This is a genomic window from Spiroplasma endosymbiont of Villa modesta, from assembly GCF_964030925.1.
In the GTDB taxonomy this organism is placed as follows: domain Bacteria; phylum Bacillota_I; class Bacilli_A; order Mycoplasmatales; family VBWQ01; genus Spiroplasma_E.
On sequence record NZ_OZ034992.1, the window covers coordinates 1540331 to 1563394 of the forward strand.

Annotated in this window: 33 protein-coding genes; 9 read left to right on the forward strand and 24 right to left on the reverse strand. The window is 24.0% G+C overall.

The features are described 5' to 3' along the window. The first annotated feature begins 103 nt into the window (after positions 1-103). Positions 104-1219 (forward strand): tRNA 2-thiouridine(34) synthase MnmA, encoded by a 1116-nt coding sequence (mnmA, locus tag AAHM89_RS09845; RefSeq protein ID WP_342266228.1) that lies wholly within the window; start codon positions 104-106, stop codon positions 1217-1219. 297 nt (positions 1220-1516) lie between these two features. Continuing rightward, positions 1517-1789: a hypothetical protein gene (locus AAHM89_RS09850; protein ID WP_338957197.1), complete on the forward strand. Its 273-nt coding sequence runs from the start codon at positions 1517-1519 to the stop codon at positions 1787-1789. A gap of 73 nt (positions 1790-1862) precedes the next feature. Here the strand turns inward: AAHM89_RS09850 and AAHM89_RS09855 are convergent, their stop codons facing one another. Then, positions 1863-2327 carry a hypothetical protein gene (locus AAHM89_RS09855; protein WP_338979743.1) on the reverse strand — a complete coding sequence of 155 codons (465 nt, stop codon included), beginning with the start codon at positions 2325-2327 and terminating at the stop codon, positions 1863-1865. A gap of 186 nt (positions 2328-2513) precedes the next feature. Next, positions 2514-3392, reverse strand: coding sequence for a hypothetical protein (locus tag AAHM89_RS09860; RefSeq protein ID WP_342266229.1), 879 nt, complete (start codon positions 3390-3392; stop codon positions 2514-2516). A gap of 298 nt (positions 3393-3690) precedes the next feature. Here AAHM89_RS09860 and AAHM89_RS09865 point away from each other — a divergent pair, with 298 nt between their 5' ends. From AAHM89_RS09865 to AAHM89_RS09875, 3 genes are all read left to right on the forward strand, one after another. After that, positions 3691-4032: a transposase family protein gene (locus AAHM89_RS09865; RefSeq protein ID WP_339046214.1), complete on the forward strand. Its 342-nt coding sequence runs from the start codon at positions 3691-3693 to the stop codon at positions 4030-4032. A 23-nt stretch (positions 4033-4055) separates the two neighbouring features. After that, on the forward strand, positions 4056-4232 hold the full coding sequence (locus tag AAHM89_RS09870; protein WP_342266230.1) for a hypothetical protein: 177 nt from the start codon (positions 4056-4058) through the stop codon (positions 4230-4232). A gap of 100 nt (positions 4233-4332) precedes the next feature. Next, the gene (locus AAHM89_RS09875) at positions 4333-5310 is read left to right on the forward strand and encodes an IS3 family transposase (protein WP_342265776.1); all 978 of its coding nucleotides are present in this window, start codon (positions 4333-4335) and stop codon (positions 5308-5310) included. A 516-nt stretch (positions 5311-5826) separates the two neighbouring features. On the opposite strand, the gene AAHM89_RS09880 is transcribed toward AAHM89_RS09875, so the two are convergent. From AAHM89_RS09880 to AAHM89_RS09890, 3 genes are all read right to left on the reverse strand, one after another. Then, positions 5827-6684, reverse strand: a complete 858-nt coding sequence (locus AAHM89_RS09880) for a hypothetical protein (RefSeq protein ID WP_342266231.1) — start codon at positions 6682-6684, stop codon at positions 5827-5829. Between the two features lie 256 nt (positions 6685-6940). Further along, a complete protein-coding gene (locus tag AAHM89_RS09885) occupies positions 6941-8701 on the reverse strand; it encodes an APC family permease (RefSeq protein WP_342266232.1) in 1761 nt (586 codons plus the stop codon). Between the two features lie 332 nt (positions 8702-9033). Next, entirely contained in the window at positions 9034-9273 is a 240-nt protein-coding gene (locus AAHM89_RS09890) for a hypothetical protein (RefSeq protein ID WP_342266233.1), read from the reverse strand. Here AAHM89_RS09890 and AAHM89_RS09895 point away from each other — a divergent pair. Continuing rightward, positions 9251-10537 carry a YfcC family protein gene (locus tag AAHM89_RS09895; RefSeq protein ID WP_342266234.1) on the forward strand — a complete coding sequence of 429 codons (1287 nt, stop codon included), beginning with the start codon at positions 9251-9253 and terminating at the stop codon, positions 10535-10537. The two genes, AAHM89_RS09890 and AAHM89_RS09895, sit on opposite strands and share 23 nt — an antisense overlap. 6 nt (positions 10538-10543) lie before the next feature. Here the strand turns inward: AAHM89_RS09895 and AAHM89_RS09900 are convergent, their stop codons facing one another. Continuing rightward, positions 10544-11074 (reverse strand): hypothetical protein, encoded by a 531-nt coding sequence (locus tag AAHM89_RS09900; RefSeq protein WP_342266235.1) that lies wholly within the window; start codon positions 11072-11074, stop codon positions 10544-10546. A 347-nt stretch (positions 11075-11421) separates the two neighbouring features. Between AAHM89_RS09900 and AAHM89_RS09905 the strand changes: the two genes are divergently transcribed. Continuing rightward, complete coding sequence (locus AAHM89_RS09905; protein WP_342266236.1) at positions 11422-12354, forward strand: hypothetical protein; 933 nt, start codon at positions 11422-11424, stop codon at positions 12352-12354. A 117-nt stretch (positions 12355-12471) separates the two neighbouring features. Here the strand turns inward: AAHM89_RS09905 and AAHM89_RS09910 are convergent, their stop codons facing one another. From AAHM89_RS09910 to AAHM89_RS09980, 15 genes are all read right to left on the reverse strand, one after another. After that, positions 12472-12627: a hypothetical protein gene (locus tag AAHM89_RS09910; protein ID WP_342218902.1), complete on the reverse strand. Its 156-nt coding sequence runs from the start codon at positions 12625-12627 to the stop codon at positions 12472-12474. A gap of 689 nt (positions 12628-13316) precedes the next feature. Beyond that, positions 13317-14294 carry an IS3 family transposase gene (locus AAHM89_RS09915; protein ID WP_342265776.1) on the reverse strand — a complete coding sequence of 326 codons (978 nt, stop codon included), beginning with the start codon at positions 14292-14294 and terminating at the stop codon, positions 13317-13319. Between the two features lie 108 nt (positions 14295-14402). Next, positions 14403-14741: a hypothetical protein gene (locus AAHM89_RS09920; RefSeq protein ID WP_342266237.1), complete on the reverse strand. Its 339-nt coding sequence runs from the start codon at positions 14739-14741 to the stop codon at positions 14403-14405. A gap of 29 nt (positions 14742-14770) precedes the next feature. Next, positions 14771-14935, reverse strand: coding sequence for a hypothetical protein (locus AAHM89_RS09925; RefSeq protein ID WP_342266238.1), 165 nt, complete (start codon positions 14933-14935; stop codon positions 14771-14773). Positions 14936-15144: 209 nt separating this feature from the next. Beyond that, the gene (locus tag AAHM89_RS09930; protein ID WP_342266239.1) at positions 15145-15468 is read right to left on the reverse strand and encodes a hypothetical protein; all 324 of its coding nucleotides are present in this window, start codon (positions 15466-15468) and stop codon (positions 15145-15147) included. Between the two features lie 12 nt (positions 15469-15480). Continuing rightward, complete coding sequence (locus tag AAHM89_RS09935; protein WP_342266240.1) at positions 15481-15741, reverse strand: hypothetical protein; 261 nt, start codon at positions 15739-15741, stop codon at positions 15481-15483. A 34-nt stretch (positions 15742-15775) separates the two neighbouring features. Then, complete coding sequence (locus tag AAHM89_RS09940) at positions 15776-15976, reverse strand: hypothetical protein (protein WP_338988462.1); 201 nt, start codon at positions 15974-15976, stop codon at positions 15776-15778. Between the two features lie 64 nt (positions 15977-16040). Next, positions 16041-16166 carry a hypothetical protein gene (locus tag AAHM89_RS09945; protein WP_342266241.1) on the reverse strand — a complete coding sequence of 42 codons (126 nt, stop codon included), beginning with the start codon at positions 16164-16166 and terminating at the stop codon, positions 16041-16043. Then, positions 16166-16294: a hypothetical protein gene (locus tag AAHM89_RS09950; protein WP_342266242.1), complete on the reverse strand. Its 129-nt coding sequence runs from the start codon at positions 16292-16294 to the stop codon at positions 16166-16168. Before AAHM89_RS09950 ends, AAHM89_RS09945 begins: the two co-directional genes overlap by 1 nt. 16 nt (positions 16295-16310) lie before the next feature. Then, positions 16311-16730, reverse strand: a complete 420-nt coding sequence (locus AAHM89_RS09955; protein WP_342266243.1) for a hypothetical protein — start codon at positions 16728-16730, stop codon at positions 16311-16313. Between the two features lies 1 nt (position 16731). After that, the gene (locus tag AAHM89_RS09960; protein ID WP_342266244.1) at positions 16732-17592 is read right to left on the reverse strand and encodes a hypothetical protein; all 861 of its coding nucleotides are present in this window, start codon (positions 17590-17592) and stop codon (positions 16732-16734) included. Between the two features lie 103 nt (positions 17593-17695). Then, positions 17696-17821 carry a hypothetical protein gene (locus AAHM89_RS09965; RefSeq protein WP_342266245.1) on the reverse strand — a complete coding sequence of 42 codons (126 nt, stop codon included), beginning with the start codon at positions 17819-17821 and terminating at the stop codon, positions 17696-17698. Further along, entirely contained in the window at positions 17811-18014 is a 204-nt protein-coding gene (locus AAHM89_RS09970) for a hypothetical protein (protein WP_339049248.1), read from the reverse strand. Before AAHM89_RS09970 ends, AAHM89_RS09965 begins: the two co-directional genes overlap by 11 nt. A gap of 55 nt (positions 18015-18069) precedes the next feature. Beyond that, positions 18070-18225: a hypothetical protein gene (locus AAHM89_RS09975; RefSeq protein WP_342266246.1), complete on the reverse strand. Its 156-nt coding sequence runs from the start codon at positions 18223-18225 to the stop codon at positions 18070-18072. Between the two features lie 328 nt (positions 18226-18553). Further along, positions 18554-18979: a hypothetical protein gene (locus AAHM89_RS09980; RefSeq protein WP_342266247.1), complete on the reverse strand. Its 426-nt coding sequence runs from the start codon at positions 18977-18979 to the stop codon at positions 18554-18556. Positions 18980-19288: 309 nt separating this feature from the next. On the opposite strand from AAHM89_RS09980, the gene AAHM89_RS09985 reads away from it, so the two are divergent. Next, the gene (locus AAHM89_RS09985; protein WP_342265776.1) at positions 19289-20266 is read left to right on the forward strand and encodes an IS3 family transposase; all 978 of its coding nucleotides are present in this window, start codon (positions 19289-19291) and stop codon (positions 20264-20266) included. A 27-nt stretch (positions 20267-20293) separates the two neighbouring features. Here AAHM89_RS09985 and AAHM89_RS09990 read toward each other — a convergent pair whose 3' ends face one another. Beyond that, positions 20294-20593: a hypothetical protein gene (locus AAHM89_RS09990; protein ID WP_342266248.1), complete on the reverse strand. Its 300-nt coding sequence runs from the start codon at positions 20591-20593 to the stop codon at positions 20294-20296. A 368-nt stretch (positions 20594-20961) separates the two neighbouring features. On the opposite strand from AAHM89_RS09990, the gene AAHM89_RS09995 reads away from it, so the two are divergent. Next, positions 20962-21537 (forward strand): hypothetical protein, encoded by a 576-nt coding sequence (locus AAHM89_RS09995; protein WP_342266249.1) that lies wholly within the window; start codon positions 20962-20964, stop codon positions 21535-21537. Here AAHM89_RS09995 and AAHM89_RS10000 read toward each other — a convergent pair. Beyond that, positions 21530-22147, reverse strand: coding sequence for a ribonuclease HII (locus AAHM89_RS10000; RefSeq protein ID WP_342266250.1), 618 nt, complete (start codon positions 22145-22147; stop codon positions 21530-21532). The genes AAHM89_RS09995 and AAHM89_RS10000 overlap by 8 nt on opposite strands. Then, complete coding sequence (gene ylqF, locus AAHM89_RS10005) at positions 22137-23039, reverse strand: ribosome biogenesis GTPase YlqF (RefSeq protein ID WP_342266251.1); 903 nt, start codon at positions 23037-23039, stop codon at positions 22137-22139. The genes AAHM89_RS10000 and ylqF overlap by 11 nt, the downstream gene beginning before the upstream one ends. Between the last annotated feature and the right edge of the window lie 25 nt (positions 23040-23064).

The window sequence follows — 23064 nt, forward strand, 5'->3', positions numbered from 1 at the left end:
TAATCAATATATAAATTCAATAATTTAAAAATATTTATTTGGGTATTTATTATATATTTGTTACAATTATTAAGCATTTATGAAAAGTATTAAGGAGTAAAAAATGACAGAAAAAAAACGCATTGTTGTTGGTATGAGTGGTGGTGTTGATTCATCAGTAACAGCAGCACTTTTACAAGCAGAAGGCCATGAAGTTATTGGTCTTTTTATGCGTAATTGAGATTCACTTTTAAATAATGATTTACAAGGTAACAATAATCAAGATATTTGTCCACAAGAACAAGATTATCTTGATGCTTTAGCTGTTTGCCAAAAATTAAATATTAAATTAGAAAGAATTGATTTTGTTAAGGAATATTGAGATAATGTTTTTACTTATTTTCTTGAAGAATTTAAAAAAAGTCGTACTCCTAATCCCGATATTCTATGTAACAAATATATTAAATTCGATGCTTTTTTAAAATATGCACAAAAAAATTTACAAGCAGATTATATTGCAATGGGGCACTATGCACGAATTAACTACAATCCAATTACTAAACAATATCAGTTATTAAAAGGAATTGATGATAATAAAGATCAAAGTTATTTTTTATGTCAATTAACACAAAAACAATTAAAATATAGTTTATTTCCTTTAGGTAATAAAACTAAAACTGAAGTTAGGGAATTAGCAAAAAAATATAATTTACCAACAGCAACAAAAAAAGATTCTACTGGCATATGTTTTATTGGTAATCGTAATTTTCAAACATTTTTAACAAATTATTTACCAGCTAATCCTGGCAAAATTGTTGATATTAATACCAAAACTACTATTGGTAATCACAATGGTGTTTACTACTATACACTTGGTCAAAGAAAAGGTATTAATCTTTCAGGAATGAAAGTTCCATATTTTGTTGTTGAAAAAGATGTTACTAATAATATCCTTTATGTTGCTAATGATAATGAAAATAAATGACTAATGAATAGCGGTTGTACTGTTAAATCATTGAATTGAATTAATAATAGTACATTAAAAAACTCTTTAAAATGTAATGCAAAATTTCGCTATCGTCAATCTGATATTGCTGTTATTATTAATTTTATTAATAATGATGAAATTAAGGTTGAATTTTCAGAAAAGATACGCGCTATTACGCCCGGTCAAACTGCTATTTTTTATGATGGTGATATTTGTCTTGGTGGTGGAGTTATTGATCAAATATTTCGCTAATCAATTATTAAAAAACTAATATAAATAATAAAATTTTTAATTGCATATTTTTTTATAATTTTCAAGATTCAAAAATTACTATTAAACTATTTTTTTAGTTTTTAGATACTTTTATTGCATTTTCTTTTTTACGTTTTTAAAATATAAAACAACCAATTGTTATAAAAGTTATAGAAAAAAACAAAAAGAGATTTTAATGAAAAAAATATTAACAATATTAACTATCTTAGCATTTACAATAACTATTGAAAATTGTATTAGTAATTTTAACTTAAGCACAATCACATTACAAAATGATTGTTTAAAAAAAATAATGTTCATCAAAGCAATAATGATTTTATTTTTTCTGATTTATATAAAAATAATAAAGGCAAAATATATGTAATAACTAATGATGGTATTTATAAATATACTAATGATAAAAATACATTCATAAAAATGAAAGGCATAAATGGATTAATAATAAGTTTAAAATTTGATGCAAAAGATAAGATTAATGCTTTAAAAACTAATGACATTTATAAATGTCTAGTCAATAAAAATGATAATATGGGAATATTTAATCAGTAAAACCTAATTATAATTAAGCAATATTTAGTTTTTATTTTGATATTTTTTTCTAAAATTAAATTTTAAAAAAATATTAATTTAAAATTCGTGGTTTAGATTGAAAAGTATTACTAATACCATTATTACTACTATTACTATCAACAGTATTATTTATAATTGGCTTAATACGCATATCAAATATAGTAATAGCAACATTTTTAATACTAATAAAAAATTGCTTTAAAAAATCTAATTGTTCAAATGTAAAATTTAGTTCTTGATTAGTAATCAAATCATTAATTTTTTTAATATCATAATTATTTTCATAATACACAGCAAAATTATCACATTGATTTTGTTTGATCAACATAAAAAAAGAATTAATAGTATTATTATCCAACTCTTCAATTGGTAATGCTTTTAAAATTTTAGGTTCAGTATCATTATAAGTTGTTGTTACTTTATATAAAATTTTTAAATCATTATCAATTTTATATTTTTCTAATTTATAATTTTTTAATTGATTGTTATCATTAACATAATATGATTTGTTTGCCATTTGATTACCACCTTTAAATAAAATAAATCCTTTTTCAATTTAAATAAATGAAAAGAGATTTAAAAAATCAAGTATTAGTTCTTATTTAATTTTACAACTAAATTATTTAGAAATAAAGTAAATCTATAATAAAATAATATATTTTATTATAGATTTAAATTTAATTTATATTAATTAGAAAATTTATTATTTACTTGGAGTTCCAACAGCCATTTTTTGTGCAAGAATAACACTATCAAAATGTAACTGTAAAAATGCGGGTTCACCATCATTAAAAGTTTTTATTTCTTCTGTGCCGGTAGGTGAACTAAAAAAATGAGTTGTAAAAGATGTATTTAATACTTTAAGTAAAGACTCAAACTTTGTTTTGTTTAATTCATCAGTAAACTCTAATTTAAAACCAGAAGTTGGCTGATCGGCCTTGAATCCTTGATCAGCAGTTAGTTTTAAATCAGTTAAAGGTTCTTTTATAATATTACTTGTTATTACCTTTGAAACATTTAAATTTGCTGCCTTTATATTAATATTATAAGATTTAACAAGCTTAGCAGCAGTTTTGCTACTCATAATATCAATTTGACAAATACCATCCGCTACTTTAAAGTCAGTTGTGTCAGCAACTGATATTTCACTTGGAGCAGCAGTTTTAATTGTTACAATTAAATTGGTAATAGCATCAACATCGGATTCTGAATAATCATTATCTTGATTACCGGATGTAAATCCCAATTCCCTTAAAAAGGTTGCAGCATCAATATCTTTTGCTTTCCATTTACCAGCAGCAGAACCTTCAACTAATAACTTTTCTTTAAACAAATTATCTTTAATAAGATTAGTAGAGTCAGCAGTGATAATACAAGTTCCAAGATTATCAAAATTTATTACTTCATCAATTATACTTGTATTTTCATCACTATATCATCCTAATAATTCTGCATATTTCCCATTTAATTGCGGATTATTAGGAATATTTGAACCATTATTACCACACGCAACAACTGAAGGAGTTGCTCCTACTGTTAATGCAAGGGCACCCATTAATCTTAATATATTTTTCATATTCACATATACCTCCAATAATATTCTTTAAATTTATTATAATAACTATAAATCAATAACTTAGTTACTTTTTTTAATATAACATAGTATAATAAGTTCTCCAATATTTATTATATACTAGACATATTCCGTAATTAAATTTTTTAAAAGTCAATTAATAATTTTAAAATTTATTTTATAATTTTATTATTAACAATAAATTTAGAAAAGTGTTGATAAAAATGATTTTTGAAAATTTAAAAAAATTAAAAAATGAAGAATTTTACAGATATTTTGTGGTATAAAACGTTTTCATTTTAATGAAATGTTAGAAAAATTAATTGAAATAGAAAAATTAGAAAAAAATAAAGGTCGAAAAAATAAACTTTCAGTAGAAGAAAGATTAATGATGACTTTATTATACTGAAAAGAATATTATACTTTTTTTCAAATGAGTATTAAATCTAAAATGAGCCCATCAAGTTGTTTTCGAAATATTACTTGAGTTGAAAATAAACTTAGTAACCACAAAGATTACCAATTTTTAAAAGAAAGATATAAATTAAAAATTGATAAAAAACAAGAAAATTCAAATGAATTTCAATTTTATTTAATTGATTCAACTGAGATTGAAATTGAAAGACCAACTAAAAAAAACTACAGTTAGAATATTTTTCTGGTAAAAGTTGAATGTATTCTATAAAATTTCAAATTGTATATGATTTTTTTAATAAAAAAATTGTTGATATTTTTGCTGATAATGGTAAAGTGCATGATTTTCAAATATTAAAAAATTCAAATCTTGAATTTTCAGAAAAAACAATAATTATTGGTGATGCCACTTGCCACTTGCCACTTGCCACTTAGCCCTTTTTACTAGACCATTAATTTAAAAAACCTGAATGTATTCTAAAAACAATTGTGTTATATAATTAACACTAATTTTAACCTGAAAGGATTTTTATTAATGGATAAAATTAAACAAATAGCATTAGTAATTAACAAATTAAATATCAAAGAAAAAATTAAAATTATTGATGATTGTAAAAATCAATATTCAATTAGAAACCTATGTCAATATCTTCAATTAAACAGATCAACATATTACTTTTTAAAAAATAAACAAAAACCTATTAAAAAAGAAGAAAATCATATTATTAAATGCAATCATAAATATCAAAAAATATGCCAACTTTTAATCGAATTTCATTCTACAAGAAAAGGCAGAATTTATGGATATTTAAGAATTTTTTCAGCTTTTAAAGAGTGATTAAAACAAGAAAAAAATATCATTTTAAATATAGAATTATCAATAAAACAAATGCGAAAAATTATGAAAGAACACAATATTCAAGGATTAAAACAAACTAAAAATAACTATCCTAAAAACAAAAAAAATCCAAATAAGTGAATACCTACAATGGATAAAGTAAACAAAGATTATAAAAGTACAACCTCTTCAAATCAAATTTGATCAATGGACACTAAACAAATAAATACTAAAGAAGGATGATTATATCTTTTTGTAATTATTGATTTTTATTCAAATAATGTTGTTAGTTATAATATTGCTCCTAATAAATCATATCAGGATTTAATTCTTCCTGCTCTTGAAAAAATCAACAAACAATTTTCTTGAAATCAAGTAAAAAATGTTATTTTACATTCAGATAACGCCAACGAATTTTATTGTCAGGATATCACAAAATGAGCAGAGGATAAACAAATAATTTTAAGCAAAAAACAACCTTATGATATTGGTGGTAATGTATTATCTGAAAACTGATTTTCTCATTTATCTCAAGAATGACTACCTAAAGGATCAAATCAATATTTATCCATCAATGAAGCTATAAATGATGTAAATCAATATGTTATGTTTTATAATTATGAAAGAATACATTCTAAATTTCTAAAACCACCAATTTTACAAATTAAAATTTAGAATTTTATATCAAAAATGGTCCAGTAATTAAGGGCCAACCACCCTCTTGAAAAAATCAACAAACAATTTTCTTGAAATCAAGTAAAAAATGTTATTTTACATTCAGATAACGCCAACGAATTTTATTGTCAGGATATCACAAAATGAGCAGAGGATAAACAAATAATTTTAAGCAAAAAACAACCTTATGATATTGGTGGTAATGTATTATCTGAAAACTGATTTTCTCATTTATCTCAAGAATGACTACCTAAAGGATCAAATCAATATTTATCCATCAATGAAGCTATAAATGATGTAAATCAATATGTTATGTTTTATAATTATGAAAGAATACATTCTAAATTTCTAAAACCACCAATTTTACAAATTAAAATTTAGAATTTTATATCAAAAATGGTCCAGTAATTAAGGGCCAACCACCTGTTTAAAAATATGAAAAAATAAACATTTTTTAAAAATAAATTACTCCTTTTAATTTAAAAGGAGTAATAATATTATTTTTATTTTATAAAATTATGCAACTGTTAATGTAGTTTTTACAGTAGTAGGATCAAAATTAACATCACCTGTTTTATAACTTATTTCTAATTTTTTACCTTCTGCTCATGTTCCTTCAGCATCAGTCGATTCCATTTGCGCAGAAATTTTTAAGCCAGTTAACGTATTTAAAACCATAAATTGTTTTCCATTATCTGTTTTATCAACAATATTTATTGTTGCTCCTTGTTTAGCACCTGGTGGAATAGTTCCATCTTTTACAAATAAAATATTTGAATTTGTAACAACATCAGTATCTGCTATTGTAATTTTACCAGCTATTGCAGTAAGACCAGCAGCAATAACACCTTTTGTTTTATCAGCTTTTAACTTAATGCCATAAACATCACCAAGTGCCTCTTCACCTTTTTTAAATTGGAAGTTAAAAGTACCACCAGTAATAGCATAATCTTTACCATCATCCATTTTAGCTAATTCTGGTTTAATATTAGTAACTTCAGCAGTTATTGCATCTAATACAGCTTTATCAAAAACTCCATCAGCTAAAGTAGTTCCCTCTTTTGGTTTAACTTTTAATACATTAGTAATAAAATCAAAACATGCTTGATTTGCCGCTTTATCTCCCTCTCCTAATAATTTATCAGCTTTAATTGCTGATGCTTCAGCAACAGCTCAACTAACATTATCATTGACAGCTGTATCAAGTGAAGCTGTTTGTACACCTTCTCCTTTATTATCTGTTAACCCTAATTGTTTTGATACTTCTACGTTCATGGCTACACCAGCTTTATCACCACAAGCAACAACTGAAGTAGTAGTTGCTGTTGTTAATGTTAATGCACCCATTAATCTTAATATATTTTTCATATTCATATATAGTACCTCCAATAATATGACTTTTGAACTACAAATACAATAACCACAATTTAGAATTACTTCTAAACATAATATTGAAATGAATCCAATTAACATTATACATCATATTTTACTTTCTACCATCAATATACTTTATAATAATATAAAAAAATATTCATTATTAACACCTTTAATATTACTATAAAAAATTTTCAAAAATAATAAATACTAAAAATGTATTAGTTATAATAACCAATACATTTTTAAACTTTTTTTATTCTTCGTCTTCACGCCATTCGCCTTCTGACATCAATAATTCTTTACGTACATTTTTAGCAATCGTATAATTAGGGTTTTTATCATCACCATTAATTAAAACATTACGTACTAAATAATTTTCAATTTCATTTTGTAGATTTTTTGCAACAAAAGGTCAATCATCTTTCACTCTAAATTCGCTATCCAATTCTTCTTGTAATTTAGGATTTGTAAGCATTCTTTTTCTTTGAATTGGTTTATAATAAGCAAAGTATCAAATTAGAGCAAACGCAATGCTAGCAATTAAATAAACTAATTGTAAAACATTAGAAGTTATATCAGATATTCCTTTTGTAGTATCAGTTCCACCTTTACCAATAAGACTTGCACCCGAAATTAAACCATTGATTAAAGATCTTAATCATTCTTCAAATTGTCAAACTAAGAAAAGTGTTGCTGCAAGTCAAATAATAATTTCAAAAATATTTTTTTTCAATTTCTTTTCTATAGACAGTTTAATTGCAATGGAAAGTACAAAAACATAAATAATAACCATAATAATACCGGCTTCAGCAGTTAATGTTCCATAATTAACAATCGAACTTAAAACTAATTGTTCATCCTTATAAACAGGATGTAACGTATCAACTATTACTCCAATAATATCAGGTAAAATTAATCATACAAAAGCTGAAGAAAAAGTAATAATTAAATTTAATCTAGAAGCTTTAAATGGAATGTTATCTTTTGATAATTCTTTATATTTAGGTGAAATATACCCCTCAACAGATAATGGTTCTAAAATAGCACCACTATATAAAGCATTTTGCATTCCAGCATTAGACTTTAATGAAATAGTACAAATTAACATTACAAGGATACCAATTATTCCTAATCATTGTGCATGAGCTTTATCACCTAAAATTTTAAAAATACTTAAGTTGGGATTATCTGAAAAATTACCAGCAACAGCACCAATCATAAGGATTGTTACTGCCATATAAAAAATAGTAGATAAAATCATAACAATAACTAATGAACGACTAATATTTTTTTCAGGATTTCTAACATTTTTACCAATTGTTGAATAGGTTTCAAATCCTAAAAAGAAAAAGAAACACATGGCAAAAGCTTGTGAAAAGTTATTGGCAGTTAATTGTTGATGAGAAGTAGTCATATCTCAATTTGAAGTTCCTGCCATCACAAATAATATAATAGTTGCTATGATTAATAAAAAAGTTGTTCCTCATTTTAAATAACTAGAAATATTAACAAATTTTTTAAATGCAGCCATTCCTAAAAATAATACACAAGAAGCTAAACCATAAATTAGAATTCCAATCAAATCTAATCCTAAATGTTGTCATACTCCTCAATTAGCATATAAAAAAGAAGATGGATCAGTAAAGTTAATTCTAATCATTGATACAATTTGTGAACTAACTATAACAGGTAAAGTAGCATACTGTAAAAAAGAAATTAATCAACCTCAGAAGCGACCATAACTACTTCTAACATAAATATAAGCAGCACCATTATTACCCGGATGTACTCTTGAAAGTCTTGAGAAAGCTCAAGCACAAGTTCCTGCAATTAATCCTTCTACTAAAAAAATTCAAATCATATGAGAACCTAAATTTAAACTATCTTTATTAATTAAAATTGCAAAGTTAGCAGTAAAAGTAATTCCAACAGTATAATTAAAACCAAACCAGACTAATTCTGATAAAGTTAATTTATGATTTGTCCTTTCTTTTTTCTTAAAAAGTTTTAACATAATATTCTCCTTTCAATTATAATAATTATATACCTTTAAAGTGATTTCATTAATTAATGAAATAGTCAATAAAATCAAAAAAATAAAAAAATATATGTAATTTATAATAACTAATTTTATTTTAAAATACTACTAATATTTAATTAAATTTTCAAATAGTACTAATAAAAAAATAACATTTTTTTAAAAACTATTATTATAATAATGTTACTTAAATAAAAATACTACTTTTTTAATAAGTTATTTTAAAAAATAAGCTTAAACATCTTTTATTCTACATGATAAATAGTGTATTATATAATAATACTTTTAAAAAAATAAAGAAGGAGGTATTAATCATATATGGGAATTACCAAAAAGAAAAAATTTCGTTTATTTCCATTTAAAATGCCAACAGCAATTACAGTCTTATTCTTTATTATTGCTCTAATTATTATTATTTCTTGGATTCCAGGAACAACAGGTAAATGATTAGAAGATGAATCAAAGCCTGTAAGCACTGATAACCCCTGACAAGACGGTGGGCCATTAGGTATCATGGACTTATTTTTGGCTCCAATTAAAGGTTTCATTGGTAGCAGTGATATTATTGTTTTTGTTTTAGTAATTGGTGGATATATTGGCATAGTTATGAAATCAGGTGCACTAGATGCAGGAATTGGTCGTTTAGTTAAACGTCTAAACGGAAAAGAAATTTGAATTATTCCTTCAATTATGACTATCCTATCGATTGGTGGAACAGTTGAAGGAATGTGTGAAGAAACTATTCCTTACTATTTAATTATTATTCCAGCAATGTTAGCTGCTGGTTTTGATGTTGTTACAGCTGTATTAATGATTTTATTGGGTGCTGGTGTTGGTGTTATGTTTTCAACACTTAATCCCTTTGCTATTGCCACAGCTTCACAAGCTAGTGGTTTAAATCCCGGTGATGGAATCATCTGACGTTTAATTTGTTGATTTTTAGCAACTATCGGTACTATTGCTTTTGTTATGTGATATGCAATCCGTGTTAAACGTAATCCTGAAAAATCAGTTGTTTTTCACTTACATAGTGAGCATCATGAAGAATTTATTAATAAAGAAGAAATACCTGAATTTACTAAACGTCGTAAAATTATTTTAGCACTATTTGGATTAACATTTTTAATTATGGTGCTTTGTATTATTCCATGAGGTAAAATTACAGGAACAACTATTTTTGATGATTTTCACAATACATTAATTAAATATTTTCCATATTTCACAAGTCAAATTAATGCATTTGGTGACTGAAATATTGAAATGTTAGCTTTCTTATTTTTCTTTGTTTCAATTATCATTGCAGCAATTGATTGAAAAGGCGAAGAACAATATGTTCGTAATTTTATTAGTGGTTCTTCAGAATTATTAGGTGTTGCTTTAATAATTGCTGTTGCTGGTGGAATTGGCTGATCATTACAACATTCAGGAATGCAACATGTTGTTGTTGGTCAATTGCAAAGTATTGATAAATTGCCAAGATTTGCTATTGTTATTATTGGTTTTTTTGCTTTTCTTTTGATTGCCTTTGTTATTCCTTCAACATCAGGATTTGCAAAAGCTGTTTTCCCTATTGTTTCAAAAATAGTAATTCCTTTAGGATTAGGTTCAGGAATGATTACTACTTTTGTTATGGCTAGTGGTTGAATTAATTTATTTGCACCAAGTGCAGGTGTAATGATGGCAGGACTTGCCATTGCTAAAGTTCCCCTAACAAGTTTTTATCGAGCAATCTGACCATATACTATTGGTATTACTGTCTTTGCCTTAATAATGTTAAGTATTGGAACTTTATTACCTCAATCAATATTTTAGTAGAATTTAAAGCACTATGTTAATTAAAAAACTTTTGGGAAAACATTCACTTTCACGATCTGTTTGCGTTTGTTCATTATTTAGTAGACTTAATTGATCATCTGCTAATTCTGAAATTTCTACAACTTCATCTTCTGGTAAAAAAATTTGTTCTAATATTTTATTAATATTATTTCAATCATTTACAAAATTTTCACTCATTTTACTGTCTCTAATTATTTTTCCAGTAGCAGGATCATATTCTGTTGATTGACAAGAATTTAACAACATTTCTTCAACAAAAGCAGAAACTTTATAAATAATTAATAATTTTTGGTTAATATTATCATCACTTTTTTCTTTCTGTAATTGCTGTTTATACTTACTTAATTCATCTCATAATGATTTAATATTTTCCTTTTTTGCTTCTATTTTTCTAAAAATTTCTATAATTTCTTTATAATCAACTTTTATTTCAGATAGTAAAGATTTTAAATTTATATTTTTCCCCTTTCAAAATAAAAAACCTACTTGCTTAAAACTTAAACAATAGGTCAAAAACTTATATTTTTTTATTTATAGAAATATTATACTTTATTATTTTTATTTTTTTCAGATATTACTTTATAACAATAAATACTAATATAATTTTAATTTTTAATTAAAATCTTAAATATTTTTAATATATTTTGATTATATTAAAAATTAAAATTATAAGTGTTTTTTATTTAATTTTACTATTAATAATTTACAAATACACTCTTAAAGGTTTAAAAAAACCATAAAATTTTTTTATGTATTATAATAGTGTTAGTGAGTTATTTAAAATAATATGTTTTACATAAGATTATTGAAGATAATTTCTCACATCTATTCTAGATTTAACTGAGGAGGTTAAGAGAAAAATGAGGAATATGAGAACATTATTAAAGTTATTAGGTGCTAGTGTCATAACAACAGTACCAGTAACTACTGTTATAGCTTGTGGTAACAACAAAGAAGATCAAGTAAAAGTATTACTAGATCAAGTATCAATAAATTTAGGTTTAACAAATGATGAAGGAAACGGTTTAAAAACTATTAGACTTGATTGAGAAAAAGATACATCCTTTTTCTTAATTGATAATTCCGATATTTTGGTTACTAAATTATTAGAAAAAGAGGCAACTACTGGTCAAGCCAAAGCTAAAGATAAAGACAGTTTCTATTTTTTAAAATCTGTTTTACAACAGAAATTAACATCAGGAACAACACCTGAAGATGGTACTTTTGATGCAGCGGAAGTTGCTAAAATTAAAAATAAAATATCTAATATAAAAGTTTCTGCTAGTAAATTTGTAGAACCAAATGATGATGAAAAACTTGTAGTTGGTGATGGGACATATAATTTACAATTCTTTAAAGAAGATGGTAAAACAAATTTAGGGGATAAATATACAGTAAAAGTAATGACTGGAACTGATGCTTTATTTAATATTTTTGCAAGTGATAGTCCTGCTAAGTTAAGTTATAATGAATTTGTTTATGAAGGAAGTTCTATTGAGCATTTCCAAGCGGGTTATAAATTAGAAGAAACTGTTAATAAATGATTAAAAGATAAAACAGAAGTACCATTAATAAGCAAAAGCAGAACTGAAAAAGCTATTAAATTTAATAACTTTGAACAATTAGTTGGTTGAAAAGCAAAATTTAATGTTATAAGTTTTGAAAGAAGGGGAGCATTCCCTCGTCCAAATGATTTAACAGACGGAGATGAACTAACACTTTCTATTGCTTTAGTAAAAAACCAAGAAACTATTTCTTTAAAGTCAACAATAATAATAAGAATAAACAATTAATAGTAAAATAATAATGATATGATTAGCATAAAATCATTATTCAATTTTTCTAAAATATATTAATTAAGGTAATACTAGTCTAGTATTACCTTATTTTTTACTTCAAAATAATATATATTATTTTAATTCTTCGCTATTAACTTTCATTGCTGAAATTTGTTTTAATTGAAATTGTTCATGCACTACTGCTTCAAATTCTAAAACAACACCTACTTTAAACTTAAGAAAAGCATCATTAACATATTTTTTATTATTAAAAATTAAAACTGCCAATTGTTCAAAAGCATAATTTAAAATTTTATCAGAATTTGGCTCTAAAGAAAGATAACAAAATATTTGTTCATTCCTTAAATATTGCGATATCTCAAAACTATTATTTAATTTATCTAATTGTTTTCATAAACATGGTGTTAAAATAATTTTAGCAATACCATTAGCACTATACTTAATATCATCTCTTTCGTAAGAAAAACGGTGGTTGGCCCTTAATTACTGGACCATTTTTGATATAAAATTCTAAATTTTAATTTGTAAAATTGGTGGTTTTAGAAATTTAGAATGTATTCTTTCATAATTATAAAACATAACATATTGATTTACATCATTTATAGCTTCATTGATGGATAAATATTGATTTGATCCTTTAGGTAGTCATTCTTGAGATAAATGAGAAAATCAGTTTTCAGATAATACATTACCACCAATATCATAAGGTTGTTTTTTGCTTAAAATTATTTGTTTATCCTCTGCTCATTTTGTGATATCCTGACAATAAAATTCGTTGGCGTTATCTGAATGTAAAATAACATTTTTTACTTGATTTCAAGAAAATTGTTTGTTGATTTTTTCAAGAGCAGGAAGAATTAAATCCTGATATGATTTATTAGGAGCAATATTATAACTAACAACATTATTTGAAGGTGGTTGGCCCTTAATTACTGGACCATTTTTGATATAAAATTCTAAATTTTAATTTGTAAAATTGGTGGTTTTAGAAATTTAGAATGTATTCTTTCATAATTATAAAACATAACATATTGATTTACATCATTTATAGCTTCATTGATGGATAAATATTGATTTGATCCTTTAGGTAGTCATTCTTGAGATAAATGAGAAAATCAGTTTTCAGATAATACATTACCACCAATATCATAAGGTTGTTTTTTGCTTAAAATTATTTGTTTATCCTCTGCTCATTTTGTGATATCCTGACAATAAAATTCGTTGGCGTTATCTGAATGTAAAATAACATTTTTTACTTGATTTCAAGAAAATTGTTTGTTGATTTTTTCAAGAGCAGGAAGAATTAAATCCTGATATGATTTATTAGGAGCAATATTATAACTAACAACATTATTTGAATAAAAATCAATAATTACAAAAAGATATAATCATCCTTCTTTAGTATTTATTTGTTTAGTGTCCATTGATCAAATTTGATTTGAAGAGGTTGTACTTTTATAATCTTTGTTTACTTTATCCATTGTAGGTATTCACTTATTTGGATTTTTTTTGTTTTTAGGATAGTTATTTTTAGTTTGTTTTAATCCTTGAATATTGTGTTCTTTCATAATTTTTCGCATTTGTTTTATTGATAATTCTATATTTAAAATGATATTTTTTTCTTGTTTTAATCACTCTTTAAAAGCTGAAAAAATTCTTAAATATCCATAAATTCTGCCTTTTCTTGTAGAATGAAATTCGATTAAAAGTTGGCATATTTTTTGATATTTATGATTGCATTTAATAATATGATTTTCTTCTTTTTTAATAGGTTTTTGTTTATTTTTTAAAAAGTAATATGTTGATCTGTTTAATTGAAGATATTGACATAGGTTTCTAATTGAATATTGATTTTTACAATCATCAATAATTTTAATTTTTTCTTTGATATTTAATTTGTTAATTACTAATGCTATTTGTTTAATTTTATCCATTAATAAAAATCCTTTCAGGTTAAAATTAGTGTTAATTATATAACACAATTGTTTTTAGAATACATTCAGGTTTTTTAAATTAATGGTCTAGTAAAAAGGGCTAAGTGGCTAAGTGGCTAAGTGGCAAGTGGCATCTGTGGACAAATCACTAACTCGCCTATCAAAATTACCTACAACATCAGAATGAAATTGAATTGAATAAGGAGTAACAGTAGTTTTATGAACAACAGCAGAAACTAATTTTAAATCTGGTTGACCAACATCAAAATAAGCAGAATTTCAAGGAATAGTTGCTCAATCATTAAAATCATTATATTTAACGGGTTTAACCATATCGCTAGTTATAGTGTAATTACTTTCACTAGGTGCATTAGAAACAATTAAACTAGTGGGTGCTTGAACAGTACTATTTACAACAAAAAATAATTTAGCAAACTTAAATCACATAATTATTTACCAAATAAACATTTTAAAATTTACCATGAACCATAAAATATAATAAATCCAATAAAAAACTGTGTTCCATAAACTACTAAATTTCATAAAATAGTAGTAAATTGGTCAACTGGACTTCCTATAAACATGGTTCAATAATCAACTATACATTGATGTATTTTATTGTAAATATCTCAAACACTCATACTTAACACCTACCCAAACAATGACCTAAAAATAAATTTAATACTACGATAAATAAAATTAAAAAATACACCTAATACCAATCAAAAAGTCAAATTAAACAAAATATAAATTTCATCAGTAATATTAGTTTGATTTAAAAATATACCAATATCATTACTAGAAAATATAAAAATTAAATGCAATATACTATTCACAAAATCACTCATAATTAAGTACCTACAAACTTCCCTTTTTTATTTTCAACACCCTTAGCCTTATTTCTTAAACGTTTTCTTTCATGTTGTTTAGCAATTTGCTTACCAACAAATTTCGAACTACCTTTAATATTTCTATAACTTTGCTTTACAGTACCCGATGTAGAAACTGGCTGAATATCAATATTTAAAAAAACTGACATAGCAAACTTTATTAAAAGAATAAAAACAACAAAAGTTCCCAAATTAAAACCTAAATCTGCCATTGGCAAATTTCAAAATTTCATAAAAATTTGTCCAAATAGTTCTAAAACTTTTGAAATAAAAGCAACACCCATAATAAACTACTCCTATATTATTTTTAATAATTTTAAAATTAATGAAAAAATAAAAAGCACTAAAATAATTGCTAACAATGGTGCTGGCATTGAAACTATTTGTTGTGAACTATCACCAAAAATAAAACTTTTAATAACCAAAGACAAATTATGTAAACCAGAAAAATCAGTAATATAACTTTGCAAAATATTTTGCACAATATTATTTAAAGAAGGTAAAAGTTTACCTAATAAAGGAAAAACAAAAATTATTGCAAAAAATAATTTAATCATAACCATTACCTCCTAAAAATAAATTTAATTTTTTCTATCTAAATCCACGAATAATATGTCCTATGAATTCTTTAATAAATACTAAGACCATCATAAATATTGGAATTAATACAGGTCAGTTGGTCATAATTGAGTCACCAGCAAATACTCAATCAAATACATAACTAAAAGATTCTAATAATTTTTGGCCAATACCTCCAATCATTTCTATTAAAGCACTTAATCCTTTTGGCATACTAATCACCTCCCTCCTCTAATTCTTTTCTTGCTCTTTCTTTACGTTTTTGTTCTTTACAATATTAACAATCTGGGTCAACTACATTGTGTTTTTTATGTTTAAATTTTCAAACTAACTTTTTAATAGTACCTTTAAAAGCCCAAGAAGTACCAACCACAGCAATTATCACAACTATTCACTTAACCATTATTTTTTACCCCCTAATAAAAAATCATCATAATTCATATTTTCACTTAATCTTTGGTCAAAATTTCTTTTTGCCTTTTTCTTATGCAACTTTTGTCTTGGCATATTTTTTCATTTATCTTTTTTCATAAAATTAATTCACTCCTTATAAAATAAACATTTTTATTGTTTTATTTTGTTCATTAATCTTTGGAATTTCATTATTAATTTCCAATAATTTATTTTGAAATTCTAATGTTTGTTTTAATTCTTTTACTTGATTATTTAAATTTTCAAACTTTCTTTTTAATTTTTGTTTTTCATATCTTTTTCTTTCAACTTTTAAATCATTTTTTTTAATAAATTTATTTTCTTTTCTCTTAAAAACTCAATCTGTTATTTTATTTTTCATTTTATTTCATGGAATACCAATGTAACCTACAACAATACCAATTAAAATAGATACTGGTTTAATTGCAACAATTCCTAAAAGTATAATGCTAGGAATTAATCCTAAAAATATACTAAATGTAATACATCCAGTTAATGCCATAAATTTTAAAATTCATCACATATATATTTTCACTTTAAACACCACCACCTAATGTATAAGCATAAGAATAATCTCAATTAAAACTTGCTCTATCTAAATTAATCTCAGACATACTATCATCATTTAAATCAACATCAACCATATCATCATCTATACTTTGATAATCATTAACACTACCATTAATTAATCTTGCTCTTTCATCAGTAAATACTTCTTGTAACTCTGTATTATTATGTGTATTTCCTAATGGCAACAATAAAGTATTTATAATCTCACTTGCTCCGGCAATAATCGTAGGAATAGCAAAATAATTATTAAAATTATTATTAATTCCCATAGCAACACCACTACTAATCAAACAACCACCAGTACCCATATTTGCTATTTTACGTATAGTTTCAAATCTATTAGGTATTAACTCAGTTAAACCACTAATAACATTCGCTATACCAAAACTATTTAAAGATATATAAGTATCTCAATCTACAAAAGGATTATCAACTACTGGCTTAGGTGTTGGTATTGTAGTAGGAATTGGTGGCTCAGTAGGACATGGTGGTCAAAAACAAGGTTCATCTCTTAATAAAGAAACTGATTTATCTACATACTGAACAAACTTAGCATAATTTATTAAACCAATTGTTCCTAAACCTAAAAATATCTTTTTATAACTATTAATAACTTTATTTCTAGTAGTAAGTCTTTGATTAATATTCCACATATCAATTCCTAACTTTTTACTAAATAATAATGAATTAATAGAACCTAATATTGGGTCTTTTAAATATTGACCATAATAAGCACTAACTCCTACCATAGCACTTAATGGACTTAATCCAGTTCTTAAAATTTTAGTTAAAGTATAATTACTAGTTTGTTCTAAATCATTAGGCATAAATAAAACTCCTTACTTTATATACTAATAAGGAGCTTATTTATGAAATATAATCTAATCCATTGGGGCTTAATGAAAAATATATAATCCATATATAAGCCCCTTATTTAATTTTTACTTTTTTTCTTTTATTCTCTTTTCTTATTCGTTCCATTTCATTAGCAACTCTGTAACACATTTCACAACCAAATACTCTTTCATAAGTTCAATCACTACACTTATGTCTCATAATTTAACTTACTTTCTTGTTGTCTCATTGATTTATTTAAAGCAATATCTAATATACAATTTGGACAATAATATTTTCTAGTATATAAGTTTTGTAAAACTCTTTTAGGACAAATAACTTGGTCACAAAGTTTACACATATAAATCGCTAAATGAAATGCTTGTTCACATGAACAATTATCATTTTTAGCCATAATTTAATTAACTCCTAACATAAATAATTATTTAAATTACCCTTTTAATAAATAACTATTTTCAATTAGAAAGTTTTTTAATATTACCGCTTAAATCAAGTTCAAGAGAATAAAAATTACCAACTTTTAAATCAACAGTAGATAAACAATTATTAAAATCACTAGCAAATTCCGGATTATATCATTTATCACGTGTTTGACCAGTTGGCAAGCTTGTTTGTTTATTTCTACAAACTTCAAAACATCAAACTTTAATGTTTGACCTTTATTATTTTTATCGGGAATAACACGCCCTTTTTCAATATTAACTAACTGTACTTTAAACATAAAAAAATACTTAACCTCCTGAATTCATTAAATTAAAAATTTAATAAGTTAAGCATAGTAGGGTAACCTATACTTACAAATTAAGTATAACACAAAAAATAAAAATCAAATAAAAAAAAGCACTAATAAGAATTCAGGTAATTATTAGTGCCATTAACCATTATATATACATATATACATACATACAAGTAAAATTATAGAAAAATAATAAATTATTGTTTAAGTACATTAGTAACTAAAAAATCTGCTTGATTAAAACCTATTTCAATTTTTATACCTCTAATAGATTGTTTATTTACCATATAAATTTTTGAAAAATTATTATAAATAACAGTTGATAATTTTTCATAATCCGCTTCTTTAAATAACAAATCTTTTTCTTTATAAAAAGTTTTAAATAAATTATTAAATTGTTTAATTGCTTTCAAAGGTAAATTTTGTAAATAAATATCTTCAATCTTTAAAAAAGTATTATGATTAATATAATCATAAAATTTAATATCATATATTTTATCACCAATATAATCTTTGCCGTCAATATTTATAGTATTTACTTTAGAATTATTTAATTGAAATAAATTTACTCCCGAGACAGTTACCATTGTTGTAGTTGTTAAAATGGTTAGTAATGGTTTCATATTTATATTTATCTCCTTAATAAATTTTAATTCTCATTAACCCTAATAAAATTATAATATACAACACAAAATAAATAAAATAATATTTTAATGTAAAACTCTTTTCTTAAAATCTATTTTTTCAACTTTATTACCAAAAACTCTATCAGCCCAAGTCAAAACATCTTTATCTCTTTGAATTAAATGCCACTTACCACTTAGCCACTTAGCCCTTTTTACTAGACCATTAATTTAAAAAACCTGAATGTATTCTAAAAACAATTGTGTTATATAATTAACACTAATTTTAACCTGAAAGGATTTTTATTAATGGATAAAATTAAACAAATAGCATTAGTAATTAACAAATTAAATATCAAAGAAAAAATTAAAATTATTGATGATTGTAAAAATCAATATTCAATTAGAAACCTATGTCAATATCTTCAATTAAACAGATCAACATATTACTTTTTAAAAAATAAACAAAAACCTATTAAAAAAGAAGAAAATCATATTATTAAATGCAATCATAAATATCAAAAAATATGCCAACTTTTAATCGAATTTCATTCTACAAGAAAAGGCAGAATTTATGGATATTTAAGAATTTTTTCAGCTTTTAAAGAGTGATTAAAACAAGAAAAAAATATCATTTTAAATATAGAATTATCAATAAAACAAATGCGAAAAATTATGAAAGAACACAATATTCAAGGATTAAAACAAACTAAAAATAACTATCCTAAAAACAAAAAAAATCCAAATAAGTGAATACCTACAATGGATAAAGTAAACAAAGATTATAAAAGTACAACCTCTTCAAATCAAATTTGATCAATGGACACTAAACAAATAAATACTAAAGAAGGATGATTATATCTTTTTGTAATTATTGATTTTTATTCAAATAATGTTGTTAGTTATAATATTGCTCCTAATAAATCATATCAGGATTTAATTCTTCCTGCTCTTGAAAAAATCAACAAACAATTTTCTTGAAATCAAGTAAAAAATGTTATTTTACATTCAGATAACGCCAACGAATTTTATTGTCAGGATATCACAAAATGAGCAGAGGATAAACAAATAATTTTAAGCAAAAAACAACCTTATGATATTGGTGGTAATGTATTATCTGAAAACTGATTTTCTCATTTATCTCAAGAATGACTACCTAAAGGATCAAATCAATATTTATCCATCAATGAAGCTATAAATGATGTAAATCAATATGTTATGTTTTATAATTATGAAAGAATACATTCTAAATTTCTAAAACCACCAATTTTACAAATTAAAATTTAGAATTTTATATCAAAAATGGTCCAGTAATTAAGGGCCAACCACCATAAAAAATAAACCAATATCTTTTTTTGCTTTTTTAACATCTTGCATATTATCTTTATAAGTTAAAGTAACAAAACTTAACATTTTACTATTATAAAAATTATGTAATGTTTTTTGAATTAAATTAGTTTTAGTACGAACAGTACTATTTCTTAATTTTTGTTTATTACCAACATAACATTTACCTTTTTTATTTCCAATATTAGTCAAAAATGAAATAGGTAATACTATATTTTTAACATAACAAGCATAAAAAACTTTTTTAATATAAAAATCTTGTTGCATATATAAAATTCCTGAATTCTAGGTTTAAAAACCAATTTTATACATTTTAATAACAAACAAATCTTAACATAAAAAATTATAAAAACAAACAATAAAAGAAAAACGTTACTTAATTTAATATACTTTAATTATAACAGAACTAGAAAATTTAATAAACATATAAGTTTATTTCAAAAAAATTAAATTAAAAATCTCAATAAGATTTGTTCATAATTATTAAGAAAAGCAATAATAAAAAATAAATAGTATTATTTCATATTTTTAGATATAATTATTCTAATTTAATAAATGTATATACCTAATATAGCTATTTTTCTATATTAGGATTTTTATTAAATTAAATATCCAAATAAAAAAGGAAAAATAAAATGTTAAAAAAAATATATAAAGAAATATTTTCAACTATGTTAGTAATTGATAATAAAGATAATAAGTTTTGTTTTAAAATAAATATAATTAAAACTTCTAATAAAATTAGACAAAAATACAATATTAAAAAAGAAATAATCAATGATTTATTATTACCATATAAAAATGTTACTAGTTATTCTACTGAATTATTTCCACTACACTATTTATTAGAAAATATTAGCAAAGACATTATTAACAATAATGCCTTTCAAAAAATATTAAATAAAAATATAATAAATAAAATAGAAAAAATCTATAAAAAATATCAAGATTTTGACCATGATTTTCAAAAAAGATTCTTTTATTTAGAAGTTGCCTATAATATTAAAACACCTACAAGCCAATTAGAAAAGAATTTACAAAAACTTGGACTTCAATCATTTAAAAATATTTTAATAAATCAAGGAACTAAACCAATTAAAGAAATTTTTAATATTCAAAATAATAAATTATTAGCAACAGATATAAATAAATTAGATAATAACTTATTACCAGTAAATAATTGTAATAATAAAAGTTTCTCTATTATATAATTCCGCTATATTTTTTAACGGGCGCACAACTAATACGATGAATATCACAAATACCATAATTTTGTAATGCTATCTGATGATTTTTTGTATAATACCCTTTATGATTTTTAAACCCATAATTAGGATATTGAGTATCATAATCAATCATAATTTTATCTCTTACTACTTTAGCAATAATCGAAGCGCTAGCAATATTAAGTGATTTTTGATCACCTTTAACTATTGCTTCAACTTTTCCTAGAAAATTAGGAAATTGCGGTTTTTCAAAATCAACTAAACACACATCAGGTACTATTTTTAATTTATTAAATGCTTCTATCATTGCTAAAATACTAGTCTGCTTAGGATTATGAATATTAACAAATTGATGACTTTTAATACTAACAGTTGCTGTTAGTGCATTATCAATTATAATTTGATACATTGCTATTCGTTGTTTTGCTGATAATTGTTTTGAATCTTTAATTAAAGGATGATTAAAGTTTGGTTTAAGAATAACGCTTGCAACAACAATTGGTCCTGCAATAGCTCCCCTTCCCACTTCATCAAAACCAGCAATTAATGTTCCTGATGAATAATTATCAATTTCGTATCGTAAACTACTTTTCATGTTTTAAAATCTTAGGTGGTATTTCAAATGAAATTAATCCTAGTTTCCCTACTTGTAAATCATTAATAAATAAATTCATGGCACGATGAGTATTATCTTCATCATTAGCCAATTTTAAATGATATTTTTGTGCTAATTTCTTAAAATAAAGAAATAATGTTTCATCATTAATATTTTTAATTTCAAAATTAATATTATAATATTTTACTAATCTTTCATAATAATTCTCAAGTAAAAATGTTAAAGCAAAATTAGCCATTTCTTCTAAAAATAAATGTTTAACAGGAATTGCTTTAATTAAAGCTAAAATCATTACTACTTTTTGATCATTCATTTTTGGTGGTAAAATACCAGGACTATCTAACAAATCAATCGTTGGATTTAATTTAATTCATTGTTGACCTCTAGTAACACCAGGTATATTAGCAGTTTGTGTTACTTTACGTTGCAATAAATTATTGATAAATGTTGATTTACCCGTATTTGGTAATCCCATAATTAATACCTTAATTTTTGGATTAACAATACCTTTTGCCAATTCTTTTTCCATTTGTTGTTCCATTAATTTAGTAATTAAATTTAACAACTGCGGTTTCATTTTTGTAGTTAATGATTTTGCCAATAAAACAGAAAAACCTTGATTTTCAAAAAAAGTAACTCATTCTTTAGTAAAATTATCATCTGCTAAATCAACTTTGTTAAGAACAATAATTCTTATTTTTTTCTCTAATAAACGATCTAATAAAGTACTTTTTGTTGCTAATGGTGCTCGTGCATCTAAAACTTCAATTGCAACATCAATAATTGGTAACTTAGTTTCAATTGCTTTAATGGCTTTCATCATATGACCAGGGAATCAATGAATTTGATTATGGGTACTTTCATTAGGCATTTTTTTAACTCCTTTAATACATTTT